The 14,208-nt window shown below is 36.8% G+C and carries 10 protein-coding genes; 6 read left to right on the top strand and 4 right to left on the bottom strand.

The genetic code is table 11. The features are described from left to right. Positions 1-18 precede the first annotated feature (18 nt). Positions 19-801, top strand: coding sequence for an AraC family transcriptional regulator (locus tag JNG87_RS11085; RefSeq protein ID WP_202838499.1), 783 nt, complete (start codon positions 19-21; stop codon positions 799-801). A 151-nt stretch (positions 802-952) separates the two neighbouring features. Further along, positions 953-1,420, top strand: coding sequence for an SRPBCC family protein (locus tag JNG87_RS11080; protein WP_202838498.1), 468 nt, complete (start codon positions 953-955; stop codon positions 1,418-1,420). A 70-nt stretch (positions 1,421-1,490) separates the two neighbouring features. Here JNG87_RS11080 and rplS read toward each other — a convergent pair whose 3' ends face one another. Continuing rightward, entirely contained in the window at positions 1,491-1,847 is a 357-nt protein-coding gene (gene rplS / locus JNG87_RS11075; protein ID WP_002980648.1) for a 50S ribosomal protein L19, read from the bottom strand. Positions 1,848-2,140: 293 nt separating this feature from the next. Between rplS and JNG87_RS11070 the strand changes: the two genes are divergently transcribed. Then, on the top strand, positions 2,141-4,879 hold the full coding sequence (locus JNG87_RS11070) for a fibronectin type III domain-containing protein (protein ID WP_202838497.1): 2,739 nt from the start codon (positions 2,141-2,143) through the stop codon (positions 4,877-4,879). 173 nt (positions 4,880-5,052) lie between these two features. Here the strand turns inward: JNG87_RS11070 and JNG87_RS11065 are convergent, their stop codons facing one another. Further along, positions 5,053-6,594: a toxin-antitoxin system YwqK family antitoxin gene (locus tag JNG87_RS11065; protein WP_202838496.1), complete on the bottom strand. Its 1,542-nt coding sequence runs from the start codon at positions 6,592-6,594 to the stop codon at positions 5,053-5,055. A 380-nt stretch (positions 6,595-6,974) separates the two neighbouring features. Here JNG87_RS11065 and JNG87_RS11060 point away from each other — a divergent pair, with 380 nt between their 5' ends. Further along, a complete protein-coding gene (locus JNG87_RS11060) occupies positions 6,975-7,676 on the top strand; it encodes a CoA transferase subunit A (protein ID WP_062671053.1) in 702 nt (233 codons plus the stop codon). A 50-nt stretch (positions 7,677-7,726) separates the two neighbouring features. On the opposite strand, the gene JNG87_RS11055 is transcribed toward JNG87_RS11060, so the two are convergent. Beyond that, positions 7,727-9,529, bottom strand: a complete 1,803-nt coding sequence (locus tag JNG87_RS11055) for an ABC transporter ATP-binding protein (RefSeq protein WP_202838495.1) — start codon at positions 9,527-9,529, stop codon at positions 7,727-7,729. A 124-nt stretch (positions 9,530-9,653) separates the two neighbouring features. On the opposite strand from JNG87_RS11055, the gene JNG87_RS11050 reads away from it, so the two are divergent. After that, positions 9,654-10,307 (top strand): CoA transferase subunit B, encoded by a 654-nt coding sequence (locus tag JNG87_RS11050; RefSeq protein ID WP_002980639.1) that lies wholly within the window; start codon positions 9,654-9,656, stop codon positions 10,305-10,307. A gap of 592 nt (positions 10,308-10,899) precedes the next feature. Here the strand turns inward: JNG87_RS11050 and JNG87_RS11045 are convergent. Continuing rightward, complete coding sequence (locus tag JNG87_RS11045; protein WP_202838494.1) at positions 10,900-11,709, bottom strand: DUF4197 domain-containing protein; 810 nt, start codon at positions 11,707-11,709, stop codon at positions 10,900-10,902. 269 nt (positions 11,710-11,978) lie between these two features. On the opposite strand from JNG87_RS11045, the gene JNG87_RS11040 reads away from it, so the two are divergent. Next, positions 11,979-14,201, top strand: coding sequence for a family 20 glycosylhydrolase (locus JNG87_RS11040; protein ID WP_238349566.1), 2,223 nt, complete (start codon positions 11,979-11,981; stop codon positions 14,199-14,201). The last annotated feature ends 7 nt before the right edge of the window (positions 14,202-14,208 follow it).

Here is a 14,208-nt window from a genome sequence, read left to right as displayed (position 1 = left end):
AAATATCAAAAATAGGACATGGCTGTACTGGAACAAAACGACGTCTTTGATGCTGATTCAATCCCTGAAAAAGTAGTTGGAATAACCTCTGATATGGTGATGCATGACTCCGGTTTTCATTTTCACACAACGAAATCTCAGCTGTTGTATGCGCCATCAGGCTGTATGACTGTAACGACTTCCGACAGGCAGCTGGTTCTCCCTCCGTTCAGAATGCTTTGGATTCCTGCCCATGAAGTTCATCGTGTGAATTTCAGAAATATTGTGGCCTACAGATCCATTTATTTTGATGAAAAATATTCCCAAAGATATATGAAACATGGCCTGAAAGTTCTTCATGTCAACGCCTTGTTAAAAGAAATTATTGAAAGAATTTGTTCCTGGGAATGGTCAGGGTTGAGACAGGATCAAACTAATCTTTTAAAAGTATTCTGGGATGAATTGAGTAAAGCTCCGGAAGAAAAACTGGAACTTACAATGCCGCAGGATAAGCGTTTTACGAAAATAGCTGAAGAATGGACACTGCGGAAATCTATGCCTCCAATGCTAAAAGATTTTGCAGAAAAAACAGGAGCGGTGGAGAAAACGATCAGCCGTATTTTTAAAAAAGAAACCGGACTGTCTTATCAGGATTGGAGACAGCAGTGGCGGTTGCAGCGATCAATTGAACTTTTGGTGGAAGGAAATTCAATAGGAGAGGTATCCTATATCCTGGACTTTTCATCAGACAGTGCTTTTATTGAATTTTTCAAAAAGCAGACAGGTTCCACTCCTTTGCAGTATCTCATGAAGAATGAATAGTCCTTTTGTACAACTGATAAAAAGTACGATTGTTAACCTTGTCAAGGTTTGCAAACCTTGACAAGGTTGGTGTCATATAATATTTCTTGTCCTATGAAAAGCCTGGTTTATAGTAGATTTCATAAAATTGTACTACCAATACAATAATTTTATGAAAACGATTAATACAAATAGTGTTGAGAACTACGTACATCTACTTGAGGTCAACACCACGGCAGATAAAGTATATCAGGCTTTAACAGATGAAATTCCCCTTTGGTGGACTGAATTGTTTGAAGGTTCATCTTCAGAGGCTGGAAATCTTTTTATCATAAGATTTGGAGATAACATCCATAAAACAATACGTGTGAAAGAATTAACTGCCAATACAAAAATTGTCTGGCTGGTTGAAGACTCATTGATTGCCCTTCCTGAATTAAAGAACCAGACAGAATGGATCGGGACAACAATTGTCTGGCAAATAGAGGAAAATAAAGAAAGCACTCAGATAAAACTAACCCATATCGGCCTGAACCCGGATATTGAATGCTATGAGATCTGCTCCAATGGCTGGCTGCAATTTCTCGGCAGCCTGAAAAAATTTCTGGAAACCGGAGAAGGAGCTCCCTATAAAAAGTAAAAATATTTACACAAAAAAAAGAGACTGTTTATAAGTAAACAGCCTCTTTTTGTATGTATTGTTGTCTGAATTATTTCTTCTTGTAAGCAGCGTCTTTGATTCTTGCTTTCTTACCTCTAAGGTCTCTGAAGTAGTAAATTCTAGCTCTTCTAACTCTACCTCTTCTATCAACTTCAATTTTTTGAAGTGCAGGCATGTTAATAGGGAATACTCTTTCTACACCTACATCACCACTCATTTTTCTGATAGTGAAAGTTTTTGTAGAACCAGTACCTCTTAATTGGATAACTGTTCCTTTGAAGAACTGAGTTCTGGTCTTTTGTCCTTCTTTAATTTCGTAATACACAGTAATTGTATCACCTGCTTTGAATTCAGGGAATTCTTTTTTCGCAATGTACTTGTCTTGTACGTACTTTAATAAATCCATTATTAATAAAATAAAATGTTAAAGCTAAGCAACTTACACGTTCTTCGTCAGAGGTTGAATAACAGGTTGCAAATGTACAAAATAGTTTTTGAATATGCCAAATATTTAATGTACTAAAAACTATAATTTTTTCATTCCGGTTTTGTTAAAAAATTAACGGTTTCTTTAAAATACCATTAGACAGAGTTTATATGGGAATTCTACTTTTGCCCGAAGTAAAAATCCGGATAACGGTTTTTTAAATTCCTGATTCACAACTTAAAACTATATGTTATTTTAAAACTAAAACTATTATGAAACATTATTTCTTCTTTTTTTGTTTCGCGGTCCAGATGGCTTTCGGACAGGTTTTGTTCCCTTATTTACAAAACCCGACTCCGAATTCTATGATCGTCAATTGGAAAACAGCTTCCAATAATGAAACAACAGTAATCTACGGAAATTCTCCAACAAATTTAAATGTGACGGTAACAGGAACTACCAATATCTTCTCGGATACCGGATACAACAACAGCTATTATTATCACACGGCAAAGATTACCAACCTTCAGCCGAATACCAAATATTATTATAAGATCAAAACCGGAACAAGCGAGTCTGCTGTTTATAATTTCAGAACACTTCCTTTACCGGGACAGGCGGTAACTGCCAATGGAAAGATCCGTTTCCTTATTATGGGGGACAACCAGATCAAAGCAGAACCGAGATATGATACGCTTACATTGAATGCGTATAAAAAACTCAAGGAAAAATTCGGAGCTGCTTCAGATCCGTCAGATAATATTGCGCTTACTTTTATGGTGGGTGACCAGGTAGACGTAGGTACATTGGATCACTATGAAAATGTTCACTTTAAAAAGAATATCAAATTATCACCTTATCTGCCTATTCAGACAACGGTGGGAAACCATGAAACCTATGGAACGATGGGAATGAATTCTTACTATGCTCATTTTTATATTGATGAAATCAGTTATAAAGGAATAAGCTCAGGAAATGAGAATTATTATGCCCAGCAGGCAGGAAATGTATTATTTGTAAGTTTAAGTTCTGAACATACAGGATCAGCACAACAGACATGGCTTCAGCAGATTTTAACGGCGGCCAACAATGATTCTACGGTAGACTGGATTATTTCTTTAAGCCACAGACCGTATCAGGCTGAGCAGTATGTAGGAGATATTTCTACCTGGGTAAGAGAAAATGCGGTACCGCTTCTGGTAACTTCTGATAAATATTTAATGCACGTTGGAGCCCACCATCATTTATACCACAGAGGGCAGCTTAAAAACACACCGAATTATCAGATTATTTCCGGAGGAACAGCCTGGGATCAGTATTGGGGAATGTCTAATGAACAGGATTTTGACGATGTTCAGAAAACATTGACAGACTGGACCTATCAGATTGTGGAAGTAGATGTCCCAACCGGAAAAGTGGATGTCGAATGTTATTCGATCGGTGGAATTTACAATAAGAAAAACAATGTATTGGTAGATTCTTTCCACAGATATAAAAATCAGCCCAAGCCGGCAAAACCATCCATTACAAATACTTTCTCAGGGCCAATTACTTTACCATTAACATTGAATGGAAGTGCATTTTCATCTTCCAACGGAGAGCTTTTAAATACAACACAGTTCCAGATCAGTAAAACCTCAAACTTTTCTGTAATTGAAAAAGAATTTTACCGTGATTTTGAAAACTGGTTCGGAAAAGATGGAAACGGAACTCCTGATAAAACCAAAAACTTGAATGATGGAGTAGACATCACCAAAGCAACATTGGCAGCGAATTCTATCCCCAACGGAATCTATTATGTAAAAACACGTTACAGAGACAGGAACCTTGAATGGAGTGAGTGGAGTAATGTGAAGCAGTTCGAAATTACAGGAAGTGTAGTGTCAAATCCTACATTTACTTTAAACAAAACTGAATACGCTCAGAATGAAGCTATCACAGCTACATTTACAGGAGGTCCCGGAAATCAGCAGGATTGGGTAGGAATTTATAAAAAAGGACAGACTCCGGCTTCTACAACTTCTCAAGGGTATATTTATACGAATGGTCAGATTGCTGGAACAGTAACCTTCAATAATGGTCTGGCTGCTAAAGGACAATATTTTGCAGGATTTTTTGCCAACAACGGGTATACGGAAATCGCCCCAAGAAAAAATTTCTATGTAGGACCGAAAGTACAGCTGCAGACTACTGCTGATACGTATCCTGTAGGAGGAACCGTTACTATTAATTTTACAAACGGACCCAACTTACAGAAAGACTGGATCGGAATTTATAAAATGGGCCAGACCCCGGGAACCACACCTTCTATCAAATGGAGCTATGTAACAACTGCATCAGGAACATTAAATTTCACAGGACTTCCAAAAGGGTATTATTATGCTCAGTATTTATTGGAAGACGGATATAACGGAATCGGGGAGAAGGTATTCTTCAAAGTAGGAGATATCGTTACAGATCTTTGGATCAACAAACCTGTTTATACCTTGGGTGAAAATATTACGGCTTCATGGACGGATTCTCCGGGAATCATCAAAGACTGGTTGGGAATCTATCCTCAAAGTGTTCAGACACCGGATGATAATTTTGTTTCTTATACCTATTTTGACGGAATAACTCAGGGAACAAAAACTATTCAGGGAACAGCAGTACCTGCAACACCTGGAAATTACTACATGGTCATGTTTACCAATGATTCCTACACAGAAGTTTCAAACAGGGTACAGTTCCAGGTAACTTCACCTACTTTGGGAACTGAAGAAACCAGAAGTACAGAAAAAAATGTAGTATTGTATCCGAACCCAACCAAACCGGGACAGCCTACTTTTATTAAAAGTGATTACCCGATTGAAAAAATCGAGCTGGTTTCAGCTTCGGGAGAATTACTGTATGTATCGAAAAATATCAATAACCAACGTTTCTCTTTGGTGAATGAAAATCTTCCGGCAGGCGTTTACTATGTAAAAGTATACGGAAGAAAACTGTTTACTTTAAAGCTGATTATTCAGTAAAGTAAATTAAAACACAATTATAATGAAGAGGCTGTCAGCAATGATAGCCTCTTTTTTATGGATGTAAAAAGTATAATTTTCCATAATTATCTGTGAAAATCTGTGCCCGTTTGTGGTTAAACAAAAAACGGTTCCAAAAAAATGAAACCGTCTTTGATATATAGTTGTGGTAATTAGTCAAATAAATGATGCAGATCATCCTCGTTAATCAGCGTCGGGTTTTCAGCAGAAGCATTTTCCTCCTGAGTATCGGCCAGTGTTTTAGTTTCCTGAATGAGCTTCCCATCCATATTATAAAGCTTTAACAAGATCCATTTCCCGCTGCGTTCAAGTTCTTTAGCTCCATCCCATGTTTTTATTCTGATTTTTCCGCTTTGAATAACACCTGCTTTTACAGAAGACTTATTGGCAGGCTTCCCCTTTACATACTGTGTGATTTGTGCTGTAAAGGAATAATCATCCCCATCTTCACTGATCGGTTGTGTAAATGTATATAAAATAGTGCCTTTGGGGTCATAAACAGTTGCATCATAGCCTGTTTGTTTGGCGTTCAGCTTTTTTTCAAAACTTAGCTTCGTATTGTCACCTTCAAAAAAGTTTTTGATGTTTACAATAATACCTTCCTTATAAACTGTTTCATTAAAGCCTTCATAGGTAGTACCATTATAAGGGATACCATCTTTGTATGTTAATGTAGATTTTAGCTTTCCATCCGGGGAATAATATTTAATTTCCTGGATAAGATCATCTTTTAAAAATTGCTCTGAGGATAACTTTCCGTCTTCATCAAAATATTTACTGGTTACCTTTGAGCCTTTTTCATAAGTATCAATAGAGGAAATCTGTGAATATTCATAAGCCAGATGGTAATCATCCCCGTCCATTGGATTATAAACATCATTTTCCTTATCATATTGGTATACCAGATGGGCTATTTTTTTACCCGACTCATCATAAGTGGTTTTATAGCCATCTTTTTTATTCATTTTCTGTTCCTGTAAGATCTTTCCGCTTTTGCTATAAATGACGCCTTCTTTTACACTGCCGTCCTTTCTGTATTTTTCTATCTTAGAGATCCTCATGGGACTGGAATAGTAATCTACCACCATATTTTCACCCGAACCGGAGGTAGTGTTGCTGCCCAGATATTTTCCTTTTTCACCGTAATATTTTGTTTCGGTATTACTGTCTTTATCAATGATGGTTTCATTTCTGATCCCTTTAATGTCATCATCATAAACGGTTGTTTTTACAGGCGTTGAGTTTTCGTAATCGACCAGAATATTAAAGTCCATTCCATCTTCAGCATCCTTATAACTGAACATCTTTCCTGAAAAACTTCCGTCAGCTTTATATACCACATCTTCTGTCAGCCTGCCATTCATATCATAAGTCTGTGCCGGGCCAATCTGCTGTCCTTTGGAATAGGTGGCAAAATTCAGAACCTTTCCTTCTTCAGTATACCAGGTTACTTTTCCCTCAAAAATCTCACTGTTGGGAGTGGTGTCTGAAGCCAGTCCTTCCATTTGAAGTTTTCCGTCCTTATAGAAATCTTTGATAAGAGTAAGCTTTCCTTTAGGAATCGTTTCACGGTAATATTCCATATTGTCCTGAGTAGTTTTTTCCCAGTTTTCATCGAAATACGTTTTTTCCTGTGCGCATACATTGATGCTGAGTATCAGTGCAAGTAATGCTGAGGTAAATAATTTTTTCATGTTTTTATGTAAGCTTTGATATTTTTATATGATTAGTGAGATGGCAGATATTGAAAGAGACCTTTATAGAGATCAAAAGAAGTGATGAGGACAGTAGTAATCTGCCATAAAATAATTTCTACATTAAAGTTGTGTTTAAATTTCCGTCGGAACTGAAAAACAGTATTTCCGGCTTTGAGAGGGCAAATATAGATGAAATTGATGAGAAATAAGATAAAAAATGAACAGACTTGTTCAGTTTTTGATATAATGTTTTGATTATGATGTTTTTAAAAGTTTCAGATCGATTTTTAAAAATGTATTAAATTCAGTAATCTTTCCACTCATAGGATATACAAGAAAATTTATTAAATTTAGCCAACAGAAAAATCTAATATTTCATGATAGATAAAAGAGTAAAAAATGCAAAGGAGGCCATCGAAGGAATTAATGATGGAATGACACTGATGCTTGGCGGATTCGGACTTTGTGGTATTCCTGAAAACTCAATCAATGCTTTGGTGGAAAGCGATGTGAAAGATCTTACCTGTATTTCAAACAATGCAGGAGTAGATGATTTCGGATTAGGATTACTGCTTCACAAAAGACAGATTAAGAAAATGATCTCTTCTTATGTAGGAGAAAATGCTGAGTTTGAAAGACAGATGCTTTCAGGTGAATTGGATGTAGAACTTACTCCTCAGGGAACTTTAGCTGAAAAATGCAGAGCTGCCCAGGCCGGAATTCCGGCATTTTATACACCTGCAGGGTATGGAACTGAAGTAGCAGAAGGTAAAGAGGTAAAAGAATTCAAAGGAAAACCTCATATTCTGGAGCATGCATACGATGCAGACTTTTCTATCGTAAAAGCATGGAAAGGCGATCATGCAGGAAATCTTATTTTCAAGGGATCTGCAAGAAACTTCAACCACCCAATGGCAGGTGCTGCAAAGATTACCATTGCTGAGGTAGAAGAACTGGTAGAACCGGGACAATTAGATCCGAACGAAATTCATATTCCGGGAATCATGGTTCAGAGAATTTTCCAGGGAGAAAAATTTGAAAAAAGAATTGAGCAGAGAACTGTAAGAACTAAAGAATAATTTCAAAACAATAAAAACAAAAAGCGCTGAACATCGATTCAGCGCTTTTTTTATGCCTGGGGAGTAAGTGTTTTTCTTTCTCCGATCTGTTGTCTCCACATGGCGTAGTACAACCCTTTTTCGTCAATGAGATTGGCGTGAGAACCCGTTTCTACAATCTGTCCGCGTTCAAGAACATAAATTTTATCAGCATGCATAATCGTACTTAAACGATGCGCAATCAGGACGGTGATCTGTTCCCTTTCTTTCGAAATATCTTTGATCGTCGTAGTGATTTCTTCTTCGGTAATACTGTCCAGAGCAGAAGTGGCTTCATCAAAAATCAAAAGATGAGGTTTTCTTAAAAGAGCTCTTGCAATGGCAATTCTTTGTTTTTCACCACCACTAAGTTTCAGACCGCCTTCTCCGATAACGGTTTCGATTCCTTTTTCTGCTCTTTCCAATAATGCTGTACAGCTTGATTTCTGTAAAGCAACGGCCAGTTCTTCTTCAGTAGCTGAAGGGTTAACGAAAAGAAGGTTTTCTTTAATAGTTCCTGCAAATAACTGGGTATCCTGTGTTACAAAACCAATCTGATTTCTCAGCTCATCAAAATCAAATTCCTTTCCATTGATTCCATTGTAAAAAATATTCCCTTCCTGAGGTCTGTACAATCCAACCAATAGTTTTACCAGGGTACTTTTTCCGGAACCGCTCGGTCCCACAAAAGCAATGGTCTCACCGTTTTTAAGATCAAAAGAAATGTTATTTAAAGCTTTATACTGTGCAGACTGATGCTTGAATGAAACATGTTTGAATTCCAGTTCCTCAATAGCCCCGATTTGTTTTGGGTGAAGCGGCTTTTCTTCCACTTCTTTTTTCATCAAACGGTCAAAATTCTGAAGAGAAGCTTCTGCTTCACGATAAGAAATAATAATGTTTCCAATTTCCTGCATTGGCCCGAAAATAAAGAAACCATAAAACATTAGAGATAAATACTGACCTGGTGTAACAATATTCTTAAAAATTAAATACAATAAAGTCAACGTAATCATCTGCTGAAGAAAATTGACCATTGTTCCCTGAATAAAGCTCAAAGAACGGATGCTTTTTACCTTTCTCAGTTCAAGGCCAAGAATCTTATACGTATTGTTATTTAAACGGATTACTTCCTGATTGGTTAATCCTAAACTTTTAACAATTTCAATGTTTCTAAGACTTTCAGTAGTACTTCCGGCTAAAGCGGTGGTTTCCGTTACGATATTTTTCTGGATCACTTTGATTCTCTTACTCAATAAATTGGTAACAATGGCAATAAAGAAAATTCCGCAGATATAAACCGGCATAATAGACCAGTGTAAACGGATCGCATACACGGAAACGAAAATAATACTGACGAGAATTCCGAAGAAAATATTAATGAAATTCGTGATGAATTTTACAGTATCTTCTCTTACTTTTGTTAAAATAGACAGCGTTTCACCGCTTCTCTGGTCTTCAAATTCCTGGTAGGGAAGTGCCATAGAGTGTTTTAAACCGTCTGTAAATATTTTCGCTCCAAACTTTTGAGTAATCACACTGACTACATAATCCTGAAAAGCTTTGGCAATTCTGCTCACCATTGCAGTTCCGATAAGAAGCCCCAAGAAGTAAAAAGCCCCATGATATACAGAACTTCCGTATAAATATTCATTCAGGCTTCTGGGCAATAGCTTTTCTTTATCAAAAAAGTTGGGATGGGTAACCAGCTGATCAAGGATATTTCCTGTGATCGCCGGAGCAAATAAAGAAAAAACCTGATTGACAGTAGCCAAAAATAAAGAGATGATTATCAGCCACTGATAAGGTTTTAGATATCTAAAAAGTATTTTCATTCTATTAAAAAATAATAGAACAAAATTACAGATATTATTTTAACTAACAGTGTTAATTGTTGAATACAACAAAGCTCTTTTGTATTCAAGTGAAAATAATTAAATTGCAGTCTAAGTTTTTATTATGCTTACAAAAGAACAAATTGCCAAAAGAATTTCAAAAGAACTGAAAGATCGTTATTATGTAAACCTGGGAATTGGAATTCCTACTTTGGTTGCCAACTATGTTCCGGAAGGTATTTCCGTAGAATTCCAGAGTGAAAACGGAGTATTGGGTATGGGGCCTTTTCCTTTCGAAGGAGAAGAAGATGCTGATATCATCAATGCCGGAAAACAGACTATTACTATTCTGGAAGGAGGTTCATTTTTTGATTCAGCCTTCAGTTTCGGGATGATTCGTGGTCAGAAAGTAGACCTTACCATTCTTGGAGCAATGGAAGTTTCGGAAAACGGAGATATTGCCAACTGGAAAATTCCCGGAAAAATGGTGAAAGGAATGGGGGGTGCAATGGACCTTGTAGCTTCTGCTGAAAATATCATTGTAGCCATGATGCACGTAAATAAAGCAGGAGAAAGTAAAATCCTTAAGAAATGTACACTTCCTTTAACTGGCGTAAACTGTGTGAAAAAAGTAGTTACTGAATTAGCCGTTCTGGATGTAACTCCGGCAGGATTCAAGCTGGTGGAAAGAGCACCTGGCGTTTCGGTAGAAGACATTATTAAAGCAACAGAAGCAGATCTTATCATCGAAGGGGAAATTCCTGAAATGCAGTTCTAATTCTAAATAACAATATAAAGTTTCGGCCTCACAAAGTGAGGCCGAAACTTTTTAAAGACGACATCGGAACTCGCAGTGTCAAAAAAATAAGTCCTGTGAACGTTAAGAAAATTCTTTTGTCCGAAGCGCGAGGCAAAATCAGAACCGATAAAGAAATAATGATTTCGCGCAAGTTTAGAATTTTTAGAGAACAGGATTTATTTTTAGTGGAGAGCTCCAGGTCTTGAATTTTTGTTTCTTTTGTTTTAGGACAAAAGAAATCAGGTCAACAAAAAACATTGTTATTATCATTAAGGTCCAGACAAATAGTTATATAGCTGACTTTAACTCCGACATCGGAACTCGCAGCGTCAAAAAAAATAAATCCTGTGAACGTTAAGAAAATTCTCCTGTCCGAAGCGCGAGGCAAAATCAGAACCGATAAAGAAATAATGATTCGCGCAAGTTTAGAATTTTTAGAGAACAGGACTTATTTTTAGCGGAGAGGTCCAGGTCTTGAACTTTTGTTTCTTTTGTTTCAAGACAAAAGAAATTAAACATAAAAAAACTGCTTCATCATGAAACAGCTTTTGTATATTTAGTCTAATCTTATTTATTTCCCATCCTGCGCTCCAAAAACCTTCTGCAAAATACTTGTAGTTCTCATGGCAGGTGTATTTCTGATTCCGCTTTCCTTATCTGCTACCATTTTAAAAACTCCATTAATGGTTTCTGTAGTAACATATTCGTTAAGATCTGTAGTAACAGCCTGTCCGGTAAACGTATTGTATTTTGAAATCAGGTTTTTCCAAAGGGTGTCAGCACCTACTTTCCCTAAAGAAGCTTTTACTTTGGGTTGAAAGGCATTGAACAGCTGAGTCTGGGTTTTTCCCTGAAGATAACTTGTTGCGGCGTTATTACTCCCTAATAAAATGTTTTTGGCATCTGTAATCGTCATAGAAGTAATAGCATTTGTAAAAATAGGTGCAGCTTCTGTTACGGCATCTTCAGCAGCTCTGTTTAACAATTTTACGCCTTCGTCAGCAAGGCTTCCCATTCCGATGGAACGTAGTGTTGTATCAATTTTTCTTAATTTTTCAGGCATTAAAATCTTTACGGCTTCATTCTTGAAAAAACCATCCGTTACCGCTAGTTTTTTTACTCCATCCGTTACGCCCATACTTAAGGCCTCTTTTAATCCTGAAGAAATCTGACTTGAAGTAAGGTTTCCAATATTGGCAGATGAATTACCTGAAGTGGTAGTCGTCGTCTTAGTAGAAGTTACCGTACCATTATTTTTAACAGGAGCATTAAGATCTACACCTGTTTTGTCTTTAACAGCAGATTTTATAATATCAAAAATTTGTGCCTGAGCTGATAAAGAAAATAATAAAGTGGCTGCCAGAAAAATATTTTTTTTCATCTTCTTTTTTTACAAATTTAAACCTTTAATTTTTTTAAGTCGACTAAATTGATCAAAAAGCAAACCACAATATCCCATATTTAATAGAATAATATCTATATAGAATGATTGCAAACTGTAAATTATTCATTTTACAGGAGTCTGAAATTGGGTATTTAATTTGTTTTTAAAAAGGCTCAAAGAGTTTTGAAAAATAATTATCTTAGCTCAAACCTTAACCCCATCTCATGATACGGACTTTTCTAGTACTCTTTGTATTGATTTCAAACATGATTTTTGCCCAAAATAAATTAAATCTAATCCCTTATCCTCAAAAAGTTCAACTTTTACAGGGTGAATTTGCAATACCAAAAGCTTTCGTATTAAGTGGTGATCTGCCAAAAGAGGAAACAGAATATTTCAAAAAGAGAATAGGTTCTCAGGTGGAATTTCAATATGCTAAGAAGGGTGGTGAGATTCATTTAACGAATTCTATAATTCCTCAGGCATCAGGAACAGATTCTGAACAGAAAAAAGAGTATTACTCCATAGAAATTTCTCCAAAACAGATACATATAAAGTCTTACACTAAACAAGGATACTTTCTGGCTCTTCAAACTTTGATCCAGCTTATTGAACAGTGTAAAGAAGGAAAGAATATTCCGGCTATGAAAATCGAAGACCAGCCGAAATTTGCATGGAGAGGAATGCATCTGGATGTCTGCCGCCACTTTTTCACAGTAGATGAAGTGAAGCAGTATATAGATTATCTGGCAATGTATAAACTGAACACTTTCCATTGGCATTTAACGGATGATCAGGGATGGAGGATTGAAATCAAAAAATATCCTAAACTTACTCAGATCGGTTCAAAACGTAAAGAATCCATGATTGGAGCCTATGTGGATAACACGTTTGATGGAAAACCTTACGGTCCTTATTTTTATACACAGGAACAAATAAAAGACGTGGTGAAATATGCTCAGGACAGACACATTACTGTGGTCCCTGAAATTGAAATGCCTGGGCATGCTTTGGCCGCACTGTCTGCATATCCTGAACTGGCATGTACCAAAGGTCCTTTTGAACCTGCTACAAAATGGGGCGTTTTTGATGATGTTTTCTGCCCGAAAGATGAAACTTTTACGTTTCTTGAAAATGTTCTTGATGAGGTAATCCAATTATTCCCTTCCCGATACATTCATATTGGAGGTGATGAGTGCCCGAAAACAAGATGGAAGGAATGTGCACACTGCCAGGAGCTGATTAAGAAAAATAATTTAAAAGATGAACACGGCTTACAGAGCTACTTTATTCATCGGATTGAAAAATATGTTAACAGTAAAGGGCGAAAAATCATAGGCTGGGACGAGATTTTAGAAGGCGGATTAGCTCCTAACGCTGCTGTGATGAGCTGGACAGGCGTGAATGGAGGTATTGAAGCTGCAAAATCAAAACACTTTGCCGTAATGACTCCTGGTGCCTACTGTTATTTTGACCATTATCAGGGAGATCCACAGTCTGAACCTAATGCTTTTGGAGGATTTACGCCCTTAGAAAAAGTATACGCTTACAATCCTGTTCCTTCCGAACTGAATACAGAGCAGGCTAAGTACATCATGGGTGTTCAGGCGAATCTGTGGACAGAATATATTTTAGATTTTAAGCAGGTACAGTACATGATTTTCCCAAGATTAATGGCACTTTCTGAAGTGGGATGGGGAACCTCAGATCCTAAAAACTATAAAGAATTTGAAAACAGAGTGATTAACCAGTTTAAAGTTCTGGATGGTATGAAGGTCAACTATGCCAGAAGCATTTATAACATCACCGGAAAAGTAATTCCTTCCAATAACGGAATTGCTTATGAACTGTCTACTTCGCAGAATTCAAACGGTATCCGATATACGCTGGATGGAACGAACCCTTCCATCAATTCTAAAACGTATCAGACGGCAGTTGAGATTCCTAATTCTTTAACCATTAAATCAGCTTATTTTGAAGAGGGGCAGTTGAAAAGTGCCGTGTCTACACAGCAATTTACCATTTCAAAGACTACCGGAAAAAAGATAACTTTAGAACAACAACCTAGCGAAAACTATTCTTTTGGAGGTGCTTTCACCTTAGTAGATGGTATTATCGGAAATGTAAAACAACTGGGTAAAACATGGCTGGGCTTTCAGGGAAAAGATGTAGTGGCAACAATAGATTTGGGGCAGAAAACAACTTTTTCAGAAGTGTATTTCAATACCCTTGAAAATAAAGGAAGCTGGATTCATCTGGCTAAATCTGCAAAGATTTTTGTTTCTGATGATAATAAGAACTTCAAACTGATTAAAGAGATCGGCACGCCTGAAATTCAGAAGGCCGGCGGAAAAATCAAAGTGAATGTAGGAACGCAGAACGCGAAATACCTGAAAGTAACTATTGAAAATGCAGGCATTATTCCGGCAGGAAATCCTGGTGCAGATTCCAAAGCATGGTTGTTTGTTGATGAAATTGGCGTAAATTAGAATAAAA

Origin of the sequence: Chryseobacterium cucumeris, assembly GCF_016775705.1 — a bacterium.
Lineage (GTDB): Bacteria > Bacteroidota > Bacteroidia > Flavobacteriales > Weeksellaceae > Chryseobacterium > Chryseobacterium cupriresistens.
Note: the sequence above shows the minus strand (reverse complement) of the source record. Positions and strands in the feature narration are given on the sequence as shown.